The sequence below is a fragment of the Glutamicibacter sp. AOP38-B1-38 genome, from assembly GCF_052377485.1.
Classification (GTDB): domain Bacteria; phylum Actinomycetota; class Actinomycetes; order Actinomycetales; family Micrococcaceae; genus Glutamicibacter.
This window is the reverse complement of record NZ_JBQSWU010000025.1, coordinates 42,842-65,612: the sequence shown is the minus strand read 5'-3', so window position 1 is coordinate 65,612 and position 22,771 is coordinate 42,842. Positions and strand designations below refer to the sequence as shown.

General features: G+C 62.9%; 21 protein-coding genes, 1 pseudogene and 1 riboswitch. Of the genes and pseudogenes, 6 read left to right on the top strand and 16 right to left on the bottom strand.

Translation table 11 applies throughout. The features are described from left to right. Positions 1–187: 187 nt before the first annotated feature. Together ACT3TP_RS14485 and ACT3TP_RS14480 are read right to left on the bottom strand one after the other, a co-directional pair. On the bottom strand, positions 188–889 hold the full coding sequence (locus tag ACT3TP_RS14485; RefSeq protein WP_444620871.1) for a response regulator: 702 nt from the start codon (positions 887–889) through the stop codon (positions 188–190). Positions 890–892: 3 nt separating this feature from the next. Beyond that, positions 893–2,470: an ATP-binding protein gene (locus ACT3TP_RS14480; RefSeq protein ID WP_444620870.1), complete on the bottom strand. Its 1,578-nt coding sequence runs from the start codon at positions 2,468–2,470 to the stop codon at positions 893–895. Positions 2,471–2,622: 152 nt separating this feature from the next. Between ACT3TP_RS14480 and ACT3TP_RS14475 the strand changes: the two genes are divergently transcribed. From ACT3TP_RS14475 to ACT3TP_RS14465, 3 genes are read left to right on the top strand one after another with little or no spacing between them, the layout of a single operon-like run. Further along, positions 2,623–3,606 carry a Bug family tripartite tricarboxylate transporter substrate binding protein gene (locus tag ACT3TP_RS14475; RefSeq protein WP_096255393.1) on the top strand — a complete coding sequence of 328 codons (984 nt, stop codon included), beginning with the start codon at positions 2,623–2,625 and terminating at the stop codon, positions 3,604–3,606. Next, on the top strand, positions 3,603–4,229 hold the full coding sequence (locus ACT3TP_RS14470; RefSeq protein ID WP_096255391.1) for a tripartite tricarboxylate transporter TctB family protein: 627 nt from the start codon (positions 3,603–3,605) through the stop codon (positions 4,227–4,229). Before ACT3TP_RS14475 ends, ACT3TP_RS14470 begins: the two co-directional genes overlap by 4 nt. Further along, positions 4,230–5,762: a tripartite tricarboxylate transporter permease gene (locus ACT3TP_RS14465; protein WP_096255390.1), complete on the top strand. Its 1,533-nt coding sequence runs from the start codon at positions 4,230–4,232 to the stop codon at positions 5,760–5,762. It begins immediately after the preceding gene. A 198-nt stretch (positions 5,763–5,960) separates the two neighbouring features. On the opposite strand, the gene ACT3TP_RS14460 is transcribed toward ACT3TP_RS14465, so the two are convergent. From ACT3TP_RS14460 to ACT3TP_RS14450, 3 genes are all read right to left on the bottom strand, one after another. Further along, on the bottom strand, positions 5,961–6,377 hold the full coding sequence (locus tag ACT3TP_RS14460; RefSeq protein WP_096254337.1) for a DUF6069 family protein: 417 nt from the start codon (positions 6,375–6,377) through the stop codon (positions 5,961–5,963). A gap of 207 nt (positions 6,378–6,584) precedes the next feature. After that, complete coding sequence (locus ACT3TP_RS14455) at positions 6,585–6,914, bottom strand: DUF202 domain-containing protein (protein ID WP_105552529.1); 330 nt, start codon at positions 6,912–6,914, stop codon at positions 6,585–6,587. Beyond that, complete coding sequence (locus ACT3TP_RS14450; protein WP_105552528.1) at positions 6,914–7,294, bottom strand: YidH family protein; 381 nt, start codon at positions 7,292–7,294, stop codon at positions 6,914–6,916. Before ACT3TP_RS14450 ends, ACT3TP_RS14455 begins: the two co-directional genes overlap by 1 nt. A gap of 208 nt (positions 7,295–7,502) precedes the next feature. Between ACT3TP_RS14450 and ACT3TP_RS14445 the strand changes: the two genes are divergently transcribed. Further along, positions 7,503–8,549, top strand: a complete 1,047-nt coding sequence (locus ACT3TP_RS14445; RefSeq protein ID WP_096257504.1) for an MBL fold metallo-hydrolase — start codon at positions 7,503–7,505, stop codon at positions 8,547–8,549. After that, entirely contained in the window at positions 8,546–9,895 is a 1,350-nt protein-coding gene (locus ACT3TP_RS14440; RefSeq protein WP_444620869.1) for an MFS transporter, read from the top strand. The genes ACT3TP_RS14445 and ACT3TP_RS14440 overlap by 4 nt, the downstream gene beginning before the upstream one ends. 42 nt (positions 9,896–9,937) lie before the next feature. On the opposite strand, the gene ACT3TP_RS14435 is transcribed toward ACT3TP_RS14440, so the two are convergent. The 8 genes and pseudogenes from ACT3TP_RS14435 to ACT3TP_RS14400 form a co-directional block, all read right to left on the bottom strand. Further along, on the bottom strand, positions 9,938–10,855 hold the full coding sequence (locus ACT3TP_RS14435; protein WP_096257500.1) for a LysR substrate-binding domain-containing protein: 918 nt from the start codon (positions 10,853–10,855) through the stop codon (positions 9,938–9,940). Between the two features lie 218 nt (positions 10,856–11,073). Then, complete coding sequence (locus ACT3TP_RS14430) at positions 11,074–11,280, bottom strand: hypothetical protein (protein ID WP_096257498.1); 207 nt, start codon at positions 11,278–11,280, stop codon at positions 11,074–11,076. Between the two features lie 65 nt (positions 11,281–11,345). After that, positions 11,346–12,575, bottom strand: coding sequence for an acyl-CoA dehydrogenase family protein (locus tag ACT3TP_RS14425; protein ID WP_096257496.1), 1,230 nt, complete (start codon positions 12,573–12,575; stop codon positions 11,346–11,348). A gap of 33 nt (positions 12,576–12,608) precedes the next feature. After that, positions 12,609–13,835 (bottom strand): acyl-CoA dehydrogenase family protein, encoded by a 1,227-nt coding sequence (locus tag ACT3TP_RS14420; protein ID WP_096257495.1) that lies wholly within the window; start codon positions 13,833–13,835, stop codon positions 12,609–12,611. Positions 13,836–13,889: 54 nt separating this feature from the next. After that, a riboswitch (SAM riboswitch) is annotated at positions 13,890–13,980 on the bottom strand. Between the two features lie 479 nt (positions 13,981–14,459). Then, positions 14,460–15,821 carry a GntP family permease gene (locus ACT3TP_RS14415; RefSeq protein WP_444617714.1) on the bottom strand — a complete coding sequence of 454 codons (1,362 nt, stop codon included), beginning with the start codon at positions 15,819–15,821 and terminating at the stop codon, positions 14,460–14,462. Between the two features lie 262 nt (positions 15,822–16,083). Then, entirely contained in the window at positions 16,084–17,145 is a 1,062-nt protein-coding gene (locus tag ACT3TP_RS14410) for a CdaR family transcriptional regulator (protein ID WP_096257491.1), read from the bottom strand. Further along, positions 17,142–17,444, bottom strand: a pseudogene (locus ACT3TP_RS14405) (aldehyde dehydrogenase family protein); the annotation flags it as partial. The gene ACT3TP_RS14410 and the pseudogene ACT3TP_RS14405, both read right to left, overlap by 4 nt. A 509-nt stretch (positions 17,445–17,953) precedes the next feature. Continuing rightward, positions 17,954–18,256 carry a helix-turn-helix domain-containing protein gene (locus tag ACT3TP_RS14400; RefSeq protein ID WP_096257488.1) on the bottom strand — a complete coding sequence of 101 codons (303 nt, stop codon included), beginning with the start codon at positions 18,254–18,256 and terminating at the stop codon, positions 17,954–17,956. A gap of 64 nt (positions 18,257–18,320) precedes the next feature. Here ACT3TP_RS14400 and map point away from each other — a divergent pair, with 64 nt between their 5' ends. Beyond that, a complete protein-coding gene (gene map / locus ACT3TP_RS14395; protein WP_096257486.1) occupies positions 18,321–19,097 on the top strand; it encodes a type I methionyl aminopeptidase in 777 nt (258 codons plus the stop codon). 7 nt (positions 19,098–19,104) lie between these two features. Here the strand turns inward: map and ACT3TP_RS14390 are convergent, their stop codons facing one another. The 3 genes from ACT3TP_RS14390 to ACT3TP_RS14380 all read right to left on the bottom strand — a co-directional run bounded on the left by ACT3TP_RS14390 (position 19,105) and on the right by ACT3TP_RS14380 (position 22,203). Further along, a complete protein-coding gene (locus ACT3TP_RS14390) occupies positions 19,105–19,641 on the bottom strand; it encodes a hypothetical protein (protein WP_096257484.1) in 537 nt (178 codons plus the stop codon). A gap of 1,039 nt (positions 19,642–20,680) precedes the next feature. Next, a complete protein-coding gene (locus ACT3TP_RS14385) occupies positions 20,681–20,806 on the bottom strand; it encodes a hypothetical protein (RefSeq protein WP_255248283.1) in 126 nt (41 codons plus the stop codon). A 305-nt stretch (positions 20,807–21,111) separates the two neighbouring features. Next, complete coding sequence (locus ACT3TP_RS14380) at positions 21,112–22,203, bottom strand: SDR family oxidoreductase (protein ID WP_096282675.1); 1,092 nt, start codon at positions 22,201–22,203, stop codon at positions 21,112–21,114. Positions 22,204–22,771 lie beyond the last annotated feature (568 nt).

Genomic DNA, 22,771 nt, shown 5'->3' with positions numbered 1-22,771 from the left:
TCAAGACGTGAAAACATAACATCAGGTCATGAACCTATTGAGGTTTTCAATCACAAACCGTGGCACGAAACAGGTCAAACGCCAAGCTGGCCACAAGGCACGGGAGCGGTACGACAAGAAGAAAGCCCGCGGGGAGTCAAAGGAACATGGGAACGAGGGCAGCTGACAGCCGCGAGCCGCCGGCGGCTCAGCGGCGAACCCAGCGATAGCGGTGTTCCGGGCGCCCCGCCGAACCATAGCGCGGGCGCAGTTCCACCTGTCCGCGCCGCTCCAGCAGGTCCAGATAGCGCCGGGCGCTGACCCGGGAGACCCCGCAGGCCTCGGCGACCTCGGCCGCCGAAATATCCGCGTCCACCCCGCGCACCGCGTCGGCGATGAGATCCAGGGTGGCCTGCGCGTAGCCCTTGGGCAGACTGCCGGTCGGGGCGGGCGCCGGCCCGGATCCCGTCGATTCGGCCTCTTCGCGCAGCAGCACGTCGATAGCCGACTGGGCCAAGCGTTCCGGCGCGGCAATCCGCGCCTGACGAAACAGGTCCAGCCGCCTGCGGAATTCCCCGACGGCGAAGGGCTTGACCAGGTACCCGTCGATCCCCTGGCCGATGGCTCTGCGCACCGTGGCCGCATCCGCGGCTGCGGTGATCATGATGACCCCCACCTGGCTGAACCGGGCGCGCACCTCGGCGAGGACCTCGACGCCATTTCCGTCCGGCAGGTGCACGTCGAGCAGGATCAGCTCGATTCCCGGATTCGCCTCCAGGCAGTTCAGCGCCTCGGCGGCGCGGGTGGCGGTGGCGGCGACCCGGAAGCCGTCGGTGGATGCAACAAAAAGTTCGTGCATGGCCAGCACATCCGGATCGTCGTCGACGATCAGCGTTTCGATCTGGCGCATAACTTAGTTCCCCTGCCCTGTTGCCGCCGGCCACCGGGCGGCGAATTGCGCGCCGCCCAGCGCCGAGTCTCCAACCTCGATTGTCCCACCTCTGCGCTGGATAATCCGCTGGACCAGGGCCAGCCCGATCCCATGGGGCTGGATGCTTTGATCCTTGGCGCTGACTCCGCGCGTGAAGATGCGTTCGGCTTGCTCCGGGGGCACCCCGGGACCGCTGTCTTCCACCCGCAATTCGACCCGGTGCTCGGCCAGCCGGACAAAGACCTCAACCCGGCCCCCGTCCCCGGCCGCCTCGATCGCGTTGCTGAGCAGATTGCCCAGCACGGTCAGCAGGTCGTCGTCGGCTCCGGTGCCCGGCGCGACCAGCGACTGCGCCGAAACCTCGAAGGACACCCCATGTTCCCGGGCCACCGCGGCATTGGCCGAGAGCACCCCGGCCAACCCGGAATCGGGAAGTTCCACCGCGGTGCGCTCCTGCGGACCGGCGATCCGGGCGATGTACTCCTGCGCTTTCTGGTGCGCGCCGACGGACAGGTAGCCGGAGAGCACATGCAGCCGGTTGGCGAACTCGTGGGTCTGCGCCCGCAGGGCGTCGGCCAGTCCGCGCTGGCCGGCCAGCTCGCGCAGCGAAGCCTCCAGCGCGGTGCGATCGCGCAGGGTCAGCGTATAACCTGCATCGGCCCGGGCCGCCCCGGCCACGGCATTGCGCCGCGAGACCACCAGCACCCGTTCGCCCACCAGCACCTGCCGGGCCCCTTCCTCGGGCATTGTGCCCAGCAGCGGATCCAGCACCTGATCGGCGATGCGCCCCACCACCGATTCGCGCAATCCGAGCAGCGTCTCGGCCTCCCCGTTGCACAAGGTAATCCGCCCCGCGGGTCCCACGCCGAGCACCCCGTCGCTCACCGCGTAGAGCAGCGCATTCTGCGACTGGAGCAGGCCGGGGACCTCATCGGGTTCCACCCCGAAGATGCGGCGGCGAATGGCGCGCGCCGCGGACAGGCTGAGCAGCGTGCCCAGGCCGGCGGCGCCCAGAATCCACGGGGCGAAGCCCACCACGATGGAGTTCAGCTGGGCACGCACCTCGCTTTGCAAGATCCCCACGGAGATCGTGCCGATGATCTCCCCGTCGGCACGGATCGGCGCCTTCACCCGCAGGGTGGGGCCCAGCGTTCCGGATTCGATCCCGGAAAAGCTCTCGCCCTGGCGCATCAGCGAATGATCGGTGGACACCGGCCGCCCGATCTGCTCTGGGTCGGGATGCGAAAGGCGGATGTTATCCAGCCCCACCACCACGACGTAGTCCACTCCGGACACCTCGCGGGCCAGCTGGGCGATCGGCGCGATAACCTGCGCGGCGTCCTCGGTGTTCAGCGCCGCGATCACCGCCGGCTCATTGCCCACATGGCTGGCCACCGTGCCGACCCGCGCATAGGCCTGGTCCTGCACCCGCTGATCCTCGACCACCATCACCGCGACCGCCACCGCGAGCACGACGGCCAGGACGATGACCACCTGCAGCCCGGCCAGCTGCAGGCGCAAACGATGGCGTCGCGGTAGCGCGGTCTTGGTGGGACTCATGGTCTGCCTTCCGGCGTTAACTTTATTTTTCTTATGGCACCTATGACCCAAACCACGTTTTCGATAGTGGTTTGGATCACTGCATGGGATCGTAGCTAAGACGCTTCCGGGCAGCCGGAATCCCCATCATCACTCGAACCCTACGGATAGCTATGAGCAAACTCAATTTTAAGAACGTGGCCTTTCTGGTCGCCAGCGTTCTGATCGCCACGCTCGCGCTGGTGACCTCGGCCGCCTCGGGCGGCGAGAACACGGTGCGCGCGAAACTCGTGATCATGGCCCCCGCCTCTCCCGGCGGCGGCTGGGACGGCTTTGCCCGCGAAGCGCAGCAGGCCATCAAATCCGATGGCATCAGCAACAACGTGCAGGTGGTCAACGTCCCCGGTGCCGGCGGCACCATCGGGCTGAGCCAGTTCGCGCAGATGACCGGCCGCTCGGACATGCTGATGGTCACCGGCGGGGTGATGATCGGCGCGATCGAACTCGCCGATTCGGGCACCTCGCTGGAAGACGTCACCCCGATCGCCCGGCTGGCCGATGACTATGCGGTGATCGTGGTCCCCGGCGACTCGGAGCTGGAGACGCTGGAGGACTTCGTCGAAGCCTGGAAGAAAGACCCGGGAGGAACCTCCATTGCCGGCGGTTCGCTTGGCGGCATCGACCACCTGCTGATGGGCATGGCCGCCCGCGAGGTGGGCATCGACCCGCAGCTGGTCAATTACATTCCCTACTCCGGCGGCGGCGAGGCGATCACCTCGGTGCTTTCGGGCACCACCAGCGCGGCCGTTTCCGGCTACAACGAACTCTCCGACCAGATCGAGACCGGAAGCCTGCGCGCCCTGGCGATCTCCTCCGAAGAGCGCCTGCCCGGCGTGGATGTGCCGACCTTCAAGGAGGCCGGGGTCGACGCGGCCATGGCCAATTGGCGCGGCTACGTCGCCGCCCCGGGCATTACCGCCGAGCAGAAGGCCGAACTGCAGCAGATTGTGGCCGAATTCCATGCCACGGAGCAGTGGAAGGACGCGGTGGCCCGGAACAACTGGACCGACAGCTACATGGTCGGCGATGAGCTCGACGCATTCATCGACACGGAGATCGCCACAACCACGGATCTCGTGGAAGGACTCGGACTATGAGCACCACCCAGAGCAGAGAAACCACCGAAGACACCGTACGCATTACCGGTTTCTTCTCGGGCCGCAGCGAGCTGGTGGTCACCGCGCTGCTGCTGGCCCTGGCCGTCGCGCTGACCGTCGGCACGGCCTCCATGAACGTCATGGGCGATACCGTACCCGGTCCGCAGTTCTTCCCCTGGATCATCTGCATCGTGCTCTACGCGCTGGCGGTGCTCCATGGCCTTTCCGTGCTGCGCACCCGCCGTTTCCCGCAGGGCACCGACAGCGGCAACCCCGATTTCTCCGCCGAAATGCTGGCCGAATTGGGCGACACCCAGCGCACCGAGGTGCTTGGTGCCAGCGGAGCCCGTCCGCGCCGCACCGGCCGGGTGCGGCTGTACTCGGATTGGGCCACGATCGCCTGGATCGTCGGCGGCATCGCCTGCTTCATCCTCGTGCTTCCGGTACTGGGATGGATTATTTCCGCGGCCGGATTGTTCTGGGCCATCTGCAAGGCGTTGGGCAGCACCCGCCCGATTTTCGACATCGGGGTCGCCGTCATGGTTTCCTCGATCAGCTATTTGGCGTTCGGCCTCGGGTTGGGTCTCAGCCTGCCCGCCGGGTTCCTAGGAGGTTTGCTCTAAATGGATCAGCTCAGTCACTTAATGGCGGGTTTCGCCGGTGCGTTGACGCTCGTGAACCTCATGTGGGTGCTCATTGGCGCCTTGCTGGGCACCGCGGTCGGCGTGCTGCCGGGCCTTGGCTCCTCGATGGCCGTCGCCCTGCTGCTGCCGGTCACCTTCAGTCTGGACCCCACGGCCGCATTCATCATGTTCGCCGGAGTCTACTTCGGCGGGATGTTCGGCGATTCCACGGCCGGAATTCTGCTCAATACGCCCGGGGCCTCCTCGGCCATCGCCACCACCTTCGAGGGCCACAAGATGGCCAAGAGCGGGCAGGCGGCTCGGGCCTTGGCCACCGCCGCGATGGGCGCCTTCATCGGCGGGCTGATCGCCACCACGCTGGTGGTGTTCTTCGCCCCCTCGCTGGTGAAACTGGCGACCGCCTTCGGCCCGGCCGAATACTTCGCCTTGGCCGTCTTCGCCTTCGTCGCCATCTCCTCGGTGGTCTCCGAATCGATCATCAAGGGCCTGGGCGCACTGTCCATCGGCCTGGTCCTGGCGCTGATCGGGGTGGATGGAATCTCCGGTTCCGTGCGCTTCACCGGCGGCCTGCCGCAGCTCTTTGACGGGCTGTCCATTGTGGTCATCACCGTGGGCCTGCTGGCCCTGGGTGAAGTCATCCATGTGGCCTCGCGGATCCACCGCGACCCCAGCGCCCTGCGGATCCCGGCCAGCGGCCGGATCAAGCTCAGCGGCGCGGACTTCCGCAAGGCCCTGCCGGCCTGGCTGCGCGGCACCGCCTTCGGCGTTCCCTTCGGCGTCATCCCAGCCGGCGGCGCGGAGATCCCGACCTTCCTTGCCTACGGCACCGAGAAGCGCTTGGCCGCCAAGCGGAAGGATCCGGAGTTCGGAACCACCGGTTCCATCAACGGCGTGGCCGCCCCGGAGGCCGCCGGAAACGCGACCGCCGGCATGGCCATGGGCGCCCTGCTGGCCCTGGGGCTTCCGGTCTCGGCGACCGCAGCGCTGATGATCGCCGCGTTCCAGCAATACGGCATGCAGCCAGGCCCGCTGCTCTTCGAGCGCTCGGGCGACATGGTCTGGACCCTGCTCGCCTCGCTCTTCGTGGGATTGGTGATGCTGCTGATCATCAACATGCAATTCGCCGGGCTTTGGGCCAAGCTGCTGCTGGTGCCACGGCACTACCTGTATGCAGGCATTACCGTGCTCTCCATGCTGGGCGTCTATGCGGTGAGCTCCTCGGTGATCGACCTTTGGTTCCTGCTGGCCATCGGCATCCTCGGCTTCATCATGCGCCGCTACCAGTTCCCAGTAGCGCCGGTGCTGATCGCCGTGATCCTCGGGCCACTGGCCGAAACCTCCCTGCGCCGCGCGCTGACCGTGTCCGAGGGCGACCTGGGCTACCTGGTCTCCTCGCCGACCACGATCATCATGTATATCCTGCTGATCGCCGCGGTGGCACTGACCATGGTCAAGCATGCGGCCAGCCGTCGCAAGCTGCGCTCCGAGGCCATGGTTCTGCAGGACTCGTAGTCCGGTTCCATCAGCTAAAGGCCGCGGGCCGGGACAATCCCTGGATTGTCCCGGCCCGCGGCCTTGCTGTTCTGGAGCACATCTCGATCGAGCACATTGCGCCGCACGCAACACCTGAGAGTTCACAAATGCCTGCTGCCCACTGATTTTTATCCGTGGGCAGCAGGCATCCTGCGTTGAGATGCAGGAGCGCAGTGGCTAGTTCGCGTGCAGGCTCTTATTGCCGTAGTGCACCGCGAAGAACAACCCAAGGCCGACGAACAGGTGAATGATGCTCAAGGTGAGCGCGGTAGCGATGTCACCGGCGGCCATGATTGGCAAGATGATCGAAACAACCGCAACGATGAGCCCCAACCACTGGGCGACCTTGCAAAATCCTGGCTTGGCGCGGCCGATAACAAAGACCACCGCACCGAGGATGAGGATTGGCAGCAACGTGAAACCGTAGACCTGAGCGAAGCCAATGCGCTCTCCGGAGTTCTCGCCGAGCACCATGGAAGCGCCTGCGGAACTGCCAATGAAGTAGGTGATGACGTTGAGGAAGCCAATACCAGCGGCGGCAATCAGGACCTGAACGAAGTTAAACGGGCTTTTGGGTTGAGTCTCAGCGTTCATGGGCCGGAGCACTCCTCTAAATAGTTGATTTTATCCAACTAAGTCTAAAACCTGGCTCACGTTCCCCGCGTCTCACTTGCCAGTGAAATCCGCAACACCGCAGTGCGCTACCGCCGCTCACCGCGAATCGACACCCCAAGCGCCAACGGGATATGCGGCAGCAAAGCCAGATGGCTCGCCCGGGAGGCCCGGCTCGACAGACCTGGCTTAGCTCGGGCCGAGCACCAAGATCATTCCGAACACGCCGATGGCGATCAGCACCAGGGTGGTCATCAGCACCGCGACGATATCCGGCCTGACCCGCTCGGATTTCACGCCGAGGGCCATGCGCCGGTAGCGAGCGCGCTGCGAGGCAAAGATTCCCAGCGCCATGGTCGCGGAAATTGCGATCATCAACACGATACCCACGCCATAGTGCGGCAGCCAGCGCAAGAAGACGGCACTGACCACAAGGAATGACACCAGGGTACGGCTCCACGCAAATACCGTGCGCTCTGGCTGCAGCCCCGGGTCGGCGATCTGGATGGGCTCGCGCATCAGGCTCGCGAACCGACAATCATCGCCACGGCCGCGATGGAAGCGGCCACTGCGCCGAAGCCCAGGAGCGGAACGATGGCAGGTATCGGCAGCGGGCGTCCGGTGCGCATGCTGCGCTCCACGCGGACCCAGCGGACCGCGGCACCTGCGGCAATCAGAATTCCCACGCCGATGATCAGCACCGCGAGCCAAGTGCGCAGCGGCGAGGGGAAAGCCTCGGCGGCGAATGCCTCTAGCGCGGTGCCGCCGGCAAGGAATGCCAGCGAGGTGCGGATCCACGCCAGGAAGGTACGTTCGTTGGCCAGCGTAAACCGGGGATCCGGCTCTGCGCCATGAGGCAGGACCCAGCGCGAGAGGCGGCTTCGTTCGTGATCAGACATGCCACTCCTACAGGTACGTGTTTCTTCCACTCAGTACATCATGCACAACGCTCGCTCATCGCCCGAAGATGCTTCGCGTCGCATTGAAGTCTACCGACCAGCTCATAAGTAAAACCATTGTTAATGGTAGATAAAAACAGTTTTACGAATGTGAGCCAGGGCATAAGAATGATTGGTAGATACTAGAACAACGAAAGGTCGCAGAGACATGGCCTCCACTAATTTGAATCCACACGTCGTCACCCTCGGCACCGCAGGCGGTCCACGCTGGTGGACCGGCGAGCACGCCGGCGAGCGGGCAGGAATCTCCACCGCGGTAGTCGTCGGTGACAGCGTCTATCTCGTAGATGCCGGCACCGGCGTGGGAAACCAGCTGATGAAGGCGGGGTACAGCCCGGCGAACCTGCGCGGCATCTTCCTCACCCACCTGCACTCCGACCACAGCATCGATCTGGCCTCGCTAGCCATCTTCGGACTGTTCACGCTGCCCTCCGATAAGGAACCCATCACCATCCTCGGCCCCGGCGAGCGCGGCGCCTTACCACCGGTCTCCCCGAGGGCGAGCGTTCCACCGCAGGCGCTCTACCCGCAGAATCCGACGCCGGGCACCGCCTCGATGTTCGACCATCTGATGCAGGCCTACGCAACGGACCTCAACGACCGGGTGATCAACGCCTTGCGCCCCTCCCCGCTGGATCACTTCTCGGCCCAGGACATCCAGATTCCTGCGGGCACCGGTTATCACCCGAATGAGAACCCGACGCCGGAGGCGTTCAAGCCATTCGTGATCTACCAAGATGAATTGGTGACGGTGAGCGCCACGCTGGTGAAGCATCCGCCGATCGCGCCGGCCTTCGCTTTCCGCTTTGACACCGCCGAAGGCTCGGTCACCATCTCCGGAGACACCTCGCCTTGCCAGAACCTTGTCACCCTGGCCCGGGACACGGATCTGCTGCTGCATGAAGCCATCGATTTCGAGTGGGTACAGCGCACCTACGGCCCGATTGGAACGCTGGAATCCCAAGCCTCCATGGACCATCACCGACGGGCCCATACCTCGGCCGAACAAGCCATCGAGATCGCGGCCCAAGCCGGGGCACGCACCCTGGCCCTGCACCACCTGGTGCCGGGCACCACTCCGCTCTCCGTCTGGCATTCGCACGCCGGCAAGTTCTCCGGGACCTACCTGGTCCCCGACGACCTCGATAAAATATCCTTCTCCCGCATCCACAGTGAAATGGCGGCATCCCGATGAGCAATGCAGTGAAGCCACAAAACCAGCCGACAGGCGATGGCGAGCTCAAAGTTCCCTCGCTCAATTCCCCGCAGATGCGGCGCATCCTCGCCTCGAGCTTCATTGGAAGCGCGATCGAGTTCTACGACTTCATCCTCTACGCCACGGCCGCCTCGCTGGTCTTCAACAAGGTGTTCTTCATTGGGCTCACCCCAGGCGTGGCGCTCTTCGCCTCCTTCTCCACTCTCGCCGTCGGCTACCTGGCCCGCCCGCTGGGCGGAATCGTCTTCGGCCACTTCGGCGACAAGGTGGGCCGCAAGGGCGTGCTGATTACCTCGATGTTGATGATGGGCGGCGCCTCAACGCTGATCGGCCTGCTGCCTCCGGCCGCGCAAATCGGCATGATCGCGCCGATCGCGTTGATCACGCTGCGCATCGTCCAGGGCCTGGCCGTGGGCGGCGAATGGGGAGGCGCCATGCTGATGGCGCTGGAGCATGCTCCGAAGGAACGCCGCGGCTTCGCCGCGAGCTTCGCGAATATGGGCGGGCCGGCCGGCGCCGTGCTGGTGACCCTCGCCGTTTCCGCGGTCTCCATCCTGCCCGATGACCAGTTCCTGGCTTGGGGCTGGCGCATCCCGTTCCTGATCAGCATCGCGCTGGTAGGCATCGGCCTGATCATCCGGCTCAAGGTGGCCGAGTCCCCGCTCTTCCTCGCCTTGGAAGACAAAGCCGAAGAACGCAAGACCCCATTCCTGGAGGTCATCACCAAGTACCCCGGTTCGGTGATCCGCGGAACGCTGGTCGGCATGAGCTCCTACACGGTGCAGGGCCTGATGACCGTTTGGGCCGTCGCCTATGTGGTTGAAGAGGTTGGCATGGACCGCACGGCCGTGCTGAATGTGAAAGCCATCGGCGCTGCGTTGACCGTCGTCGGCATCTGGTTCGCCGCCCGCTACTCCGACAGGCTCGGGCGCCGCCCGGTCATGATGGTTGGCATAGCCGCCGGCGCGGTCATGGCCCTGCCGATCATGTGGATGCTGGAAATGGGCGAGCTGTGGCTCTTTGCCATCGCCCTGTTCATCGCCAACGGCATCATCCAGGCCACCATCTTCGGACCCTTCGGCGCGTTCACCGCCGAGCTGTTCCCCACCCGGATCCGCTACACCGGCGCCTCGCTGGTGTACCAGCTCTCCTCCACCGTGGGGGCAGGCTTCACCCCGATGATCGTCACCGGCTTGGTGCTGCTCGGTGGCGGAACGCTGTGGATCGCCGGTGCCGTCTGGGCGGGCGCATTCATTGTCGCCGGGCTCGCCATACGCGGAGTGAAAGAGGGCCGCGAGGCGGATCTCGAAGCAGAAAACCTGTAGTCCGCTGAACAGGATCCAGGGCTGGCCGGAGTCGCAAGGACTCTACCCAGCCCTGTTTTCTTTGTCGGCTCCAACTTCTTCACAGAAGTCGAGGAATGCGCGCAGCCGCAGGCTCGGACGGTCCGAGGCAGTATAGGCGACACAAATATCGCTCTCGCCGACCGGACCCTCAATTTCCAGGATTGCCAGCGGCAGTCCGTCATAGCTGAGATTGACCGGAGGCCGCTGCACCAGCACCGTGTAGCCCAACCCCCGGGCCACCAAACCGCGCACGGCCTCGAAGCTCTGCGAACTCCAACGCACCTTGGGATCCAGCCCGGACATCCGCAGATTCACCAGCTGGTTGTCGCGTACCGTCGGAATGTCCAGGGACACAAAATCGTCTCCCGCCAATTCCGACAGGGCCACACTGCCTCGCTTGGCCAGGCGGTGATTGCCTCCGACCAGGACATATGGCCGCCCCGACATGACGCGGCGCCACCCCACATGGGGCAGGAGATGCCGAGTGTGCGTGAGCACCGCATCCAGATGCCCTTGCAGCATCCGTTCCTGCAGCTCGGCGCCGTCTCCCTCGATGAGGGTCACCTGCAGGTCCGGGTGCACGTTGGTGAAGCGTTCGCAGATCACCGGAATCCAGAAGGCTGCCAGCGAGGAGTAGCAGCCGATGACCAGCGGCCCGGAAAGCTTGGTCTGGCGCTCCACGATCTGGTCCTGCACCTCTTCGGCATGGCGCACCAGCTGCTTGGCATCATGGAGGAAGTCCGTACCCACCGCGGTGAGGACCACGCCGCGCGCCCGGCGCCGCACCAGCAGCTGCGATCCAACCACCCGTTCAAGTTCATCCATCGCCTGCGACATGGCGGCCTGCGAAATGTGGCAGGCGCCAGCAGCCGCGGAGATGGACCCGGTTTCGGCGACGGCGACAAAATACTGTATTTGACGCAGGGTGTAGTTGATCACCCACACAGTCTAGCCAGCGGCATAAGACCCGCCGAAGCAGATTCCATAAAGCACGCTGCGCGCAGCCGTTCGAAACAACCTGCTCGGAGCCCCCTTGGAACGGACGCCTACGATGGAAATGCCCGTGATCTTCAGGCATGCCGGCCTATTGACGAGGGCATGGGTTGCCGCAACGCAGTACCTTCAGAAATACGCTGAGAGCCCTCTTCCGGAAGGGATCAGCACCGCGCCTCGAGATCCATCTGGTCTTCGGCAAGCATCGAGTTGTAGACGGTGACGTCCGCTACGGAATCAGGCAATCGCCGAGTCCGGGCGCTGCCTGTTATCGGAAGGCCGCCGCGGACCGCGAATCCCCAGAGCTTTATCTGCTGAGAGTTGTTGCCGGCGAGGTGAACCCAGGGGGTGCCGGAGAGCTGCTCGGTCATTGATGCGCTGCACGCTGCAGTCCCAGCACTCAAGATGAATGCTGGGCCTGCCTGGTCTTTGGATGCTACTTCGAGGCGCCGATGGCCCAAACACGCGGCAGTTCGGTGCCGTTGACCGCCAGATCGCCGATCAGCCGGGCCTTGAACACCCACGGATTGTGGTTTCCGGCGGTGCGGGCATTGCGCCAATGCCGGTCCAGGTTCTTCGAAACGCTGGTAGCCGAAGCGGCCAACGCGTCGAAGGCGTGGGTGATCGCGTTGAGCACCAGCGGGGTCAGCACCACCTGGGCCTGCGCGCTGGCCAGCTCGGCCGCGTCATTGGCCGCCTCGTCTTCCTCCAACGTCACTTCGCCCTCGTGCCGCGCCAACGCGGTTTCATAGGCTCCCTGCAGGGACTGCGACACGCGTTCCACGGTTCCGGCCGCCGCGAACGCAGTGGCGGATACCTCGCCGATGACCTGAAGCAGCTGCGGATCCTCGGCGGCCACGTTGGCGGCGCCATGGCTGAAGGTGCGCTTGCGGGCCTTCAGCTCGGCGGCGAAGTCACGTTCGGCGGCCTTGGCGGACCCGGCCAGCACAACCAGCAGCACCTGCTGGTAGAACGCGGTCTGGTATTTGAAGCGGGTGTCGAAGTCGATCAGGTCCTCTTCGGCGACGACCGCGTCGGTGAAGGTGGAGGTTCCGGTGCCGGTGGTGCGCTGTCCGAAGCCGTCCCAGTCATCGGCCAGCACCACGCCGGGCTGGTGCCGGTTGACCGCGGCGATCACGCGCTTGCCGGTATCGGTGCGCTCGGCGTAGGTATCCAGCCAGTCGGCGAAGATCGAGCCGGTGGAATAGTACTTGGTGCCGTTGACCAGGAACCCTCCCTCGCCATCCGGGGTGACCTTGGTGATCACCTCGCCCACCTTCACGGTGCCGATCTCGGTCCAGGAATTCCCCACCAACTCCCCGGCGGCAAAGCGGGCCAGCCACTTGTCGCGCCCCGGCCCCGGGGCGGCTACCAGGCGGTCTTCGACGAAAGCGAAGTGGGCGCGCAAGGCCTGGGCGATGCTGGAGTCCGCGGCGGCCAAGTCCACGAGCAATTCGAAGAGCTCGGCCAAGGTGGCCCCTGCCCCGCCGTGGGAGACCGGGACGCGCAATGCGCCGAAGCCGGCGGCGGCCAGCTCGGCCACCTGCTGGTGCGGCAGTTCTCCGCTGCGGTCGCGTTCGGCGGCGCCGGCGGCGATCTTTTCAAAGTGCGGGGCGAAGCGGGTTTTCAATTCAGCCAGGCGGTTGGCGGTGGCAAGTACGGTCATCAGTTCGGTCCAATCCGTGGGTGCGGTTGAGGTTTAGGTGTAGAGCGAGAGCGGCTGGGTTTCCCCGCGCAGGAAGTACGCGCCGACCTCGATTTTCTTGTAGTCCACCGGGTCGTGCAGCGAGTGGGTGCGCACATTGCGCCAGAACAGATCCAGGCCCACATCATTCTGCGTAGAGGAGGAACCGGTGACCTCGAAGATGCGGTTGGCGACCTCCACGCCGATCTCGGTGGAGACCACCTTGGCCTCGGCGATTTCCACCGCCAGCGCCGCGCGTTCAGGCTGGGTGACATTCCCCGCCTTGGCCAGCAGCGCATCGAATTTGCGGCCGAGCTTCTCGGCCAGGGCGGCCACCGCGGCGGTGCGCGCCTTCAGCTCGCCCACGGTGCGCTGGAAGACGACGTCCTGGGAGTAGGTCTCCGCCGCCGAGAGGAACCAGGCGTTCTTGCGGCCCAGCAGGATTTGCTTGCCGCGGGCCAACGCGCCCTCGGCGATGCCCAGGTAGAAGTTCGCGAAGGCCAGCTGGATCCCGGGGGTGAGCAGGGTGGAGACCGGCTCGTCGGTCACCGCCCCGAGCAGATCGGCGGCCTCGATGCGCACGTTGTGGTACTTCAGCGAGTTCGAGGCGCTCAAGCGCTGGCCCAGGTAGTCCCAGTCATCGACGATTTCCAGCCCTTCCCGGTTGCGCGGGAGGACGAAGGCCAACACTTCGCCGTGTCGCGGGCCTCCGGAGACCTCGGCGTTGACGACGATCACCTCGCCGACTCCGGAGCCGGTGGAGAAACGCTTGAAACCGTTCAGCCGGAAGCCATCGTCCTCCGCGGTGAGCGTCAGCTGCGGGTCCACCGGATTCACCGAATCGCCCCAGAGCCAGCCTCCGGCCACGGTCCGCTGCCACCACTCGGCCTGGGCTTCGGCCGGAGCGTAGAAGGCGATGCCGGACTGGTTGATGTAGTGGTAGGCCAGCAGCTGGGAGATGGACCCGTCGGCCGCGGCCAGGATGCGGATGGTTTCAAAAGCGGTGGCCCAGTGCGCTCCGGCTCCCCCGAATTCGGCCGGAACCAGCAGGTTCAGCAGCCCGGCCTCGCGCAGCAGCTGCACCTCGGCGAAGGGCTGCTCGTTTTTGCGGTCGCGCTCCAGCGCGTCCGCGGCCAGGGTGGCCGCGACCTGCTCGGCGATCTCGCGCCAGTGGGCGAGCTCGGCCTCGTCTGCGCTCCCGGTGTAGGGAACGCGGGGCAGTTGCGTGCTCAGTACGGTCATTTTCGTTCTCCCTTAGAGTCTTGCTCCGAAGGAAGCAGAAAGTTGCTTTCTGCTGATCCATCGAACCTGGCGTTAGCACTAGCTGCCGAATGCAGGCTTGCTGCGGCGTCGTCGAGCCAGGTCTCTCAGCCGCTCTGGATGGTTGGTACTTCGAGTGAAACACCGCGGCATGAGCGGATGGAAGGAGCACGTCATCCGACGGAATAGTCGGTCAGAAGTCGTCACAAAGCGAGATTTCCGGCGGACTTGGACCGCCCCGAAGGCGCTGGGACGCCGTCATACTTCTGGAGGTTACGTCATCGGCGATCGGAGAGCTTGATATCCGGATCCAGCATCAATCGACCGGGCACCTGTCAGGGGGATCTCGGTTTCTCAATTAGCCGACAGCGATAAGCGTCAGCGAATGCGGGGGTGGATCATGGATCCAGCGATCAGGCATCCCAGATGGCCGGATTGCCGGTCATTGTTCCCATGCCCGTAATCCTTGCCAGCAAGTCAATGGGGAAAGCTGGGCTGTGCTCGAAGTTGCAGCCTTGCCTATTGCGGCCATCCCGCCAGTTAAACCAATAACCGCGCCATCCACTGATGGCGCGGTTATTGGTTTATGCAGGCTTCTTGGATTTACTAGAGCAGGAATGCCCCGAGGATCCAGACGGTAGCAAATGCGGCGGTGCCCTGGATGGCGGTGGCCACGCTCAAGGTCTTGTAGGCCGTGATCACCGGGATGCGGCTGAGCTGGGAGACCACCCAGAAGTAGGAATCGTTGGCATGCGAGACGACCATCGCGCCGGCGCCAACTGCCAGGACACTGAGCACCATGCCCAGTTCGGAGTCCAGACCGAGGGATCCGAGCATCGGGGCGACCAGCGCCGAGGTGGTCACCATCGACACGGTGGATGAGCCCTGCGCCGACTTCAATGCCGCGGCGATCAGGAATGGCACAGCCAGTCCGAGACCCAAGCCGCTGAGCGAATCGGAGAGGATCGTGGTCAGCTCCGAGGCTGCCAGCACAGCACCAAAGGCTGCGCCGGCACCGGTAATCAGCAGGATGGGCGCCGCGGTGCGCACGGCTTCGTGCATCTGCTCGTTGAAGTCGGCAAGCTTCTTATTGCCGTTCAGCAGCAAGGTCGCGGCGAGCAAACCGAAGATCAGCGCGATCACCGGGGTGCCGATGAAGGACAGTGCTTCCAGTGCGGCGCCTTCGCCGAAGGGATGCGATGGAAGCTTGGCAATCGATGCCGCGCAGATCAAGACCAGCGGAACGAGGATCGGCAGGAAGGCCAAGCCAGGGCTTGGCAGCTTGCCGAAGCTTGCACGCAGCTGCTCGTAATCGAGCTCGGAGATGTCGTTCTCATCCTCGGATGGCAGCGGAGTCCACGTGGACTTGTTGAAGCGGCTGGCATAGAACAGCCCGGCCATGGCCGAGACCACTGCCACCGGCAGGCCGATGGCGATGATCAATCCGAGGTTGTCGGCGATGCCGATGGACTCGGCGGCTGCCAGCGGTCCTGGGGTCGGCGGGACCATGGTGTGGGTGGCATACAGGCCGGTCATCAAGGCAATGGAGGTGGCCAGCGTGGAAACACCGGTGCGCAGGGTGATGGCCTTGCGCAGGGAGTTGAGCACCACGTAGCCCGAGTCGCAGAAGACCGGTATGGAAACGATGTAGCCGATGAGCGACAGCGTCAGGTTGGGGAATCTGGTGCCCAGCACCTTGATCAGCGCATCGGCCATGGAGATCGCGGCCCCGGAACGCTCCAGGATGATGCCGATCATCGTGCCGAAGAGGATTACGAGGCCAATATTGCCCATGGTGCTGCCAAAGGCGGTGGTCACCGTGGAGGCGACCTCGGCGATGGGGATCTTGTAGGCGAAGGCCGCGAGGATGGCCGCGCCGATGAGGGCGAGGAAGGGGCTGATTTTCCAGCGTGCGGTGACCAGCACAATGGCCACCACGAGGATCAGCAGAACGAGGAGTTCATACACGGCGAGTTGGCTCCTTTGCCAATATCTGTGGCCCCCAGCCCGAACCTGCAATGGCGCAGGCGGTCGTTCTGGGTGCGAGTTCCGGCCCGTTGCTGCCGCCCGCTATTCCGCCAGGTCAAGCTGCTCAGGCTTTTCCTGCGAAGGTTGTTTCGGCCGGGAGGACCGGTTCAGCGGGCGCTCAACTTCGAGCATCTTGCCAATACTAGGGACTGCGGACTCAATCACCTATGGGCGCACGCCCATATTCTTATGCCGGAAATTCCTAGAATATGTGTTTCTGGTCTAGGGCGACCGCTGCGTAGATGGCATGCTGCAGCCGCACCGCCTGGCCGGTGTGGCGGATGTCCACCCCGGCGATCAGGGCTACGCGCTCCAGACGCTGCACTAGGGTATTGCGGTGTATGTGCAGTTCGGTTGCGGCCTGGGTCATCGATGCTGCGGCAGTGACGACCAGCAGCGTCTTCGCTTGCTCTTCGCTCAAGTCCCGGGCGGGCCGGGCAATATGGCTCAGGCTCTGCGCCGGTGTGCGCGCGATAGCGGTGGCGATTTCCGGGCTCCAGATCTCCCGGTTTCGTCGCTGGGGTATCAGCGCCGGGAGCGCCACGAGGGCACGGAGGGCTTCGGCTTCGGCCAGCAGGTGTCCGGCGCCTTCTGCCGGGGCGGAGGCAAGATAGCGCTCCGTTGCGCCTTGGTCTTCCTCGAAGGCCGGTTCGTTCGCCAGCCGGATCCGCCAGAACGCACCGGAGAGGTTGATCCAGGAAGTGCGCCGGCCCTCAACGGCCGGCACATCCAGCAATGGATCCTGCGCGCTGCGCGGGATCCATGCCTCCAGTTGCGTTGGTCCGCGCAAGCCGTGCGCTGCCAGGCTCCGGTCAATGGCTTCTGGCTCGGCCCATCCGGCCAGCAACGCGGAGATAATGTCCCGGGCTTCTGTTTCACGGCGGGTACTGCGCGAGTGCTCGCGTTCCTGGGTGAAGAGCAACTGCACGGTCAGTGCAATCAGATCGGCTAGCGGCTCGACCTCATGCGGGGCTCCGGTGACGCCGACGACCCCGCACAGCTGATTATCCAATGTGAGCGGAACGTTGACCCCGGGCTGGGTTCCGGCGCTGCCATCGGCCTGGCTGACGCGGATGATCTGGTTGCGGCGGATCGCCTCGGCGCTGCCCTCGTGATGCGTTCCGATGCGGGCCGCATCGGTGGAAGCAATGATCACCCCGTGGGAATTCATGATATTGACATGGCGGTTAATCGTCGGCGCGATGGTGTCGACGACCTTTTGCGCCAGTGCGCTGCCTAACCGGGGCTGCTCCTGTTCGCTCATGGTTTTATCCTAGCCGTCCGAGGCCTTGGGACCCTTTCCATACCCCAGCCGGACTGCTTGAAACCGCCAGATGGCATGTTCGCGTCCATGCCGGCTCCGGTATTCACGCGGAGATTGCCAGCCTGGATTTTCTTCGCAATCAGCAACGCCTCGGAGATGTCTCGGGTGAAAATGATCGAATTCAGTCCGTAGCCATTGCCGATGGCTTGGCGCAGTACGACCGCGCGGGAATCTTCATCACTGAATTTTGTGTCCGAGAGCTCCGGCCCAATGATCTCTTCTTTTGACACCGACATTTCGGCTTCACATTGTTCAGGACGGTTGGCGGAACGAAGAGCCCTCCGCGCTCACCGGTTCTCCGCAGGTAACCAGTTCGGCACCTTCTGCGAGGCCCGCGGCTATGTACCCGAGCACGCATACATTCAGCACGTCTCATTATCACCGGTGGCAGCTTCAGCATCCAGGTAGTCGATGAAGACCGCCGCTGGGCAAGGAAGCCCTCGCTTAGATCGAACCGGCGGGCACGTGCACCTCATCGGGTTGCCACAGGGCAAGCCACTAGGACTCAATGCCATGCTAGGCATGCCCATGCACCAACGCAGCCTGCACGGGATTTGAAAGGGCCCCTCGAACGCCCGCCAGGGCGCTCCGTACTAAGCGGAACTTCATCAACAAGGTCGGCTGAACTTAGATGATTTGACCGCGCAGGAGATTCCGCTGGAAAAGATCAATGAGGACTACTGGGCACAGGAGAGCGGAGCGATCGCCAGGGGCGTGATCCGCTTCGAAAGCGCAGCATTTCAGCGAACTAGCTCGCAAGCCGCTCGCGCGCCATTCTGCTGGATCGGGCACCGCTGGCGTCCGGCTCTTGGGCAAGCACGGAATTCCATAGTTCATCCAGCGAGAGTCCAAGGACCCCCGCGATGGCGGCAATAGTTGAGAATGCGGGGGTGGCCACTCGCCCGGACTCGATCTTGCGTAGCGTCTCCGGGGAAATTCCCGCGTCAAAGGCAATGTCAACCATGGTCCGCTCGGCTCTTGCCCGGCGCAAGAGGGCGCCGAGGCGCTCGCCGCGTTCGAGTTCTTCAAAAGTGAGGGGCAATCTAACCATAAAACCAATCATAGTACCGGTATAGTATGGACGGTATTGTTATTGGTTTTATGAAAGGCTTCGCATGATCGAGATCCTGAATTCCCACGAAGCTGCCCGGGCTAAGGTCACCGGAGCTCTCGTGGGGCAGATCCTGCAAACCCTGCGGGACCGCAGCGTGGTGGGCACCAACCTTTTGGACATCAACGCTTGGGCCCGCGAGATGATCCTCGGAGCAGGCGCAGAATCCTGCTATGTCGATTACGCACCAGCTTTTGGACGCGGACCATTCGGCCATTACATCTGCACCGCGGTCAACGATGCGGTGCTGCACGGATTACCCCACGACTACGCACTGGCCGACGGTGATTTACTGACCCTGGATCTTGCGATTTCCAAGGAAGGCATCGCCGCTGATGCTGCCATCAGCTTTATCGTGGGGCCGACCCAGGACACCGCAAGCACCCAGCTGATCCAAGCCACGGAACACGCGTTAGCTGCCGGAATTGATGCGGCCCGGCCAGGGGCCAAAATTGGCGATATTTCCTATGCCATCGGCACAGTCTTGCGCGAGGCCGGGTACTCGATCAATACCGAATACGGCGGCCACGGGATCGGCTCGACAATGCATCAGGAACCTCACATTTCGAACAACGGACGGCCCAACCGAGGCTATAAGCTGGTTCCCGGATTAATGCTCGCGCTGGAACCATGGGTTATGACAAACACCGCGAAGCTCATCACCGATCCCGATGGCTGGACCTTGCGAAGCGCAACGGGTTGCCGTACCGCGCATACCGAACACACGGTACTGATCACCGAGGGGGCGCCTCAAGTATTGACCCTGCCGCCCTCCTCCTAGGCCGGGCTTACTCGGCCTCGGCGCGCTCCTTGACGATTGCCTCGGCCACGCTGGCAACATCTGGCGCGAAAGCGTACAGCTTGCCTGCATCTTGGTGCACCCACCAACGTCCACAGAGCGCGGTGCTCTGCAATTCAGCGCCTGCCGGCCACCAGTCGGCTTCGAGGGTTCGGTAGGTCACGAAATCCTCTGGTGCCATGTCCTTGGTCCGCGAATCGGCGGCGTAGCCTTTTTCCAGTTCCTTGGCGCTGGGAACGCCGGTGTTAGCCAGCGGCTCGCATTTGCCGCTTGGAAGTTCACCTGAGTAGTCCATGGTGAAAATTCGCTCGTGCCCGGTGCTGCGTTGCTCCAGGCGGACGTCGGTTCCACCATTGGGAGCCCAGCTGGGAAGCAACCCGGAAGCTACGCCTTCTGCGGAAGTCTTTGCGGTTTTGGAGGCCGACTGCTCATATTTGTCTTCGGTTAGCTGACTGACGTCACATCCGGTCAGCAGCAAAGTGGTCGGAATGGCTAGTGCTATCAAGGGAACAAGGTTTTTCTTCATCACAACACAAGCCTATGAAAGCCTGTGGCGCCACGTCCTCAGCGGACGGGTGTAACTGTGCGTACTCCAAGTCCACCCCTGGCATGAGATCTCTGGACTCGGCGGTGGATAAGCCTCGGACCGAACCACGCCCCCAGTAGCGGAGGACCATGGAGGCCTGCCCCAGGCCGAGGAACCGAGTAGTCGTCGGTTCGCTCACTGCACGGCCCCCGCAAGTAGAGCCGCATCCTGAGTTCCCAGCGCATTGACGATCGGCGGCGTGCGCCACACCCATCCCCTGCATGCAGAGCTGCTGGATGCTGCAGGCACGTGGATCGCAGTTTCGGTGGATTTGTTTTCAACGCAACACTGCGCACCGACTACGGCCAAAGATCAAGGATGCCCTGGATCCTACAGCCATTCTCCCTCGGGCAAGCTAGGAATCTGGCCCGAACATTCCCGTCAGGAACGCGCTATTGTGCCGATGGCGCCGCATAAAGAATTGCGTCGAGTCGAGGCCAAGACTCCTCAGCCCGAGCCACTAACCCGTCTCTTCAATGCATAAATAAAAAATAATGTCCCGCCGAAGGCTTTGCCTTCGGCGGGACAAAATCAAAAAGTACTACATTGCGGGGCTTTAGCCGCCGAGCCCACCGAGAAGGCCGAGAATGATCTCCAAAAGAGTATCGACCAGATCCATGATTCCTCCAGAAAGTGCGATGTGAATAAAAGTCCACGTTATCAACGGGTGTTGATGTAAATAAAACTAACAGTGGACGAGTTTCCTGCGGTGAATATTCTCAATTATTACGAGTTTTATTCTTTGAATATCTAACTAACCTCAGGTAAACATCATAAATCAAATAAATTTCACCGTGTCAATAATACTTAAGTAGGAGCCCAAAAGACTCAGCTTCTCCCTAACCGATTCATGGAAGTGACTCTTGCGAACGTTCTAGTTAAGCCAGTTGATCCATTGGGTTAACAATAACTTTCATGTTCTTGCTCAGCCGATGGAACCTGGAATTCCAGTGAAGTTAAGTACCCAAACCTGCTCCGGCTACAGTTTCGTCATGAACGGGTGGCCTTCGGTGAAATGATCATCGCTCGACTCCATAAACTCGTTCTGATGCTGTGCATCTCGCTCGTCATTGACCATCGCTACGAGAACCTCTTCGTACGTCAAGAGCGCATCGTGCCGAGTTTTAAGTACATCATTCCCAGTTCTGTGCACAAAACTGGGAATGACTCCGCCCTCAGCTCAACCGCCATATTTCTCCGCTGGAGAACTACGCCCCGACGCCGGCCCGCAATCCCGCGAAAATTCCCACCTACGGAGATTCCGCTTTCACCAGCCTTTGATCCCCCGCCCAGGCCGGTTAAATGCTTCGATAACAGCGCATTCCCAGCTGCTGCGCCTGTTTATTCTCGACGTGGACGGCTAAGCCGTTGCGGCGACGCTCGTCTCTCTGGCCCAGAGATAGGCACCACTTAGGGGATGAGTTGATCCACGCGATAGCGGTCGAACAGCGCCACGAAAGCATCAAATGTTCGACGATACCCGGTAAAGCCAGCCACCCTGCTCTTCCCCATGTCGGCCACCACTTCTATGTTTCGCCCTAGGTCACCGTCGGTGTGCCACCACGAAGCCATGCGACCCAGCTTTTGTTCCGCCAACCCGTGCTTCAGCGCCAACTCGCTCCACTGCCTTTCCCGGCCGCTCATGGCCTGCTCGAGAGGCCGAGGCGCCTGTTGGTAGCCTTCCCATTCAACTCCAAAGTGCGCGGCGAGCTTCGGCCACATCCAGCGCCACCGAAAGACATCGCCATTGACGATATTAAAGGCCTCATTGGCAGCAGCAGGGGTCGTCGAAGCCCAGAGCATATGCTCTGCAAGCAGACCGGCGTCTGTCATGTCAGTCAGCCCGTTCCATTGCATTTCTGAGCCCGGGAAGACGAACGGTTCTCCCGTTTCCTTGCACAGCGTTGCTTGCGTGGCGAGCGTGAGCCCCATATTCATTGCGTTTCCCACAGCATGCCCAATGACGGTGTGCGCGCGGTGCACGGACCAGGTGAACCCCTGCTCGGCGGCCGCGGCGAACAACTCGTCTTCTTGCGCGTAGTAGAAGTTCCGAACGGGCAGCCGCGGTTCTTCTTCATGGAACGGAGTATCCGGCATCTCGCCGGCGGCGTAGGCTTCGAAAGGGCCAAGGTAGTGCTTTAGCCCCGTCATCAGAGCCACATGGGCAACCGGCTTGTCCCGCAGCGCGGCCAAGAGAACTCGCAACATGCCTGCGTTGACAGTGATGTTCTCTTCCTCAGAGTCCTGCCGCGACCAAGCGGTGAAGAAGACGTGCGTCGGATGTTCAGGAGCGAGAACGGCCGCCACTGATTCAGCCGAAGTCAGGTCCGCGGAAAGCCAGCGCACTCCGTCGCGATCAGCCCCCGGCCTGCGGGACAAGGCAATAACTGACCATCCTGCGGTGGCGAGGGTCTCCACAAGTGCAGATCCTGCGATGCCCGTCGCTCCAACCACGAGCGCTGTGCGTTGTTCACTCTGTACCGATTTGTCATTGATTGCCATACTGGTGCCAAGCTACGATGCAGGCTAGATATTCCCGGCTGTCCGCCCGGTCGCCTGCTCGGAGCAATTCAAAAGATTATTCATCCGCGCGCGCCCACCCTGAGCGACTCGCTTCTGAAGCTACGCCACTCCCCCAACTCGGCATCTCAGACTCGAAAGATTGGCCTCAAAAACAGCTGAATTTCACGGTTCCTGGCTCCATACACACCACGATTTCCGGGCCGACCCAGATTGTTCGCCCTAGACTTCCCCTCCTACGCAACCAGCTACGTCCTGAACTACGCGTTCAGGAAGCGGACGGTTCGTGCGGAGAACAGGGGAGCCTCGCCGCGCCGTTACACAACAGTTCACCAGCCCATCGCGCATCGCGATCCAGGGCCGAAGCAAGAATCTCTGCATGCTCCTGTTCAACATCGCGTTTCACGTCACGGGCGTCTGGTCCTGCGCAACGCCCATAGGGCTGGATCCGGACCGAGGCGTTTGTGTCGGGTCCGTCTGCAGCGGCACACCACGGCCACTCGCCCAATTTGGTGTGAAAATCTTGGTGTGAAGGATTCAACTCAGGTGT

What these genes read in the sequence shown, in the direction of transcription:
- ACT3TP_RS14485 (WP_444620871.1), bottom strand. Translation starts at nt 889, where the DNA reads ATGCGCCAGATCGAAACGCTGATCGTCGACGACGATCCGGATGTGCTG.
- ACT3TP_RS14480 (WP_444620870.1), bottom strand. Translation starts at nt 2,470, where the DNA reads ATGAGTCCCACCAAGACCGCGCTACCGCGACGCCATCGTTTGCGCCTG.
- ACT3TP_RS14475 (WP_096255393.1), top strand. Translation starts at nt 2,623, where the DNA reads ATGAGCAAACTCAATTTTAAGAACGTGGCCTTTCTGGTCGCCAGCGTT.
- ACT3TP_RS14470 (WP_096255391.1), top strand. Translation starts at nt 3,603, where the DNA reads ATGAGCACCACCCAGAGCAGAGAAACCACCGAAGACACCGTACGCATT.
- ACT3TP_RS14465 (WP_096255390.1), top strand. Translation starts at nt 4,230, where the DNA reads ATGGATCAGCTCAGTCACTTAATGGCGGGTTTCGCCGGTGCGTTGACG.
- ACT3TP_RS14460 (WP_096254337.1), bottom strand. Translation starts at nt 6,377, where the DNA reads ATGAACGCTGAGACTCAACCCAAAAGCCCGTTTAACTTCGTTCAGGTC.
- ACT3TP_RS14455 (WP_105552529.1), bottom strand. Translation starts at nt 6,914, where the DNA reads ATGCGCGAGCCCATCCAGATCGCCGACCCGGGGCTGCAGCCAGAGCGC.
- ACT3TP_RS14450 (WP_105552528.1), bottom strand. Translation starts at nt 7,294, where the DNA reads ATGTCTGATCACGAACGAAGCCGCCTCTCGCGCTGGGTCCTGCCTCAT.
- ACT3TP_RS14445 (WP_096257504.1), top strand. Translation starts at nt 7,503, where the DNA reads ATGGCCTCCACTAATTTGAATCCACACGTCGTCACCCTCGGCACCGCA.
- ACT3TP_RS14440 (WP_444620869.1), top strand. Translation starts at nt 8,546, where the DNA reads ATGAGCAATGCAGTGAAGCCACAAAACCAGCCGACAGGCGATGGCGAG.
- ACT3TP_RS14430 (WP_096257498.1), bottom strand. Translation starts at nt 11,280, where the DNA reads ATGACCGAGCAGCTCTCCGGCACCCCCTGGGTTCACCTCGCCGGCAAC.
- ACT3TP_RS14425 (WP_096257496.1), bottom strand. Translation starts at nt 12,575, where the DNA reads ATGACCGTACTTGCCACCGCCAACCGCCTGGCTGAATTGAAAACCCGC.
- ACT3TP_RS14420 (WP_096257495.1), bottom strand. Translation starts at nt 13,835, where the DNA reads ATGACCGTACTGAGCACGCAACTGCCCCGCGTTCCCTACACCGGGAGC.
- ACT3TP_RS14410 (WP_096257491.1), bottom strand. Translation starts at nt 17,145, where the DNA reads ATGAGCGAACAGGAGCAGCCCCGGTTAGGCAGCGCACTGGCGCAAAAG.
- ACT3TP_RS14400 (WP_096257488.1), bottom strand. Translation starts at nt 18,256, where the DNA reads ATGGTTAGATTGCCCCTCACTTTTGAAGAACTCGAACGCGGCGAGCGC.
- map (WP_096257486.1), top strand. Translation starts at nt 18,321, where the DNA reads ATGATCGAGATCCTGAATTCCCACGAAGCTGCCCGGGCTAAGGTCACC.
- ACT3TP_RS14390 (WP_096257484.1), bottom strand. Translation starts at nt 19,641, where the DNA reads ATGAAGAAAAACCTTGTTCCCTTGATAGCACTAGCCATTCCGACCACT.
- ACT3TP_RS14380 (WP_096282675.1), bottom strand. Translation starts at nt 22,203, where the DNA reads ATGGCAATCAATGACAAATCGGTACAGAGTGAACAACGCACAGCGCTC.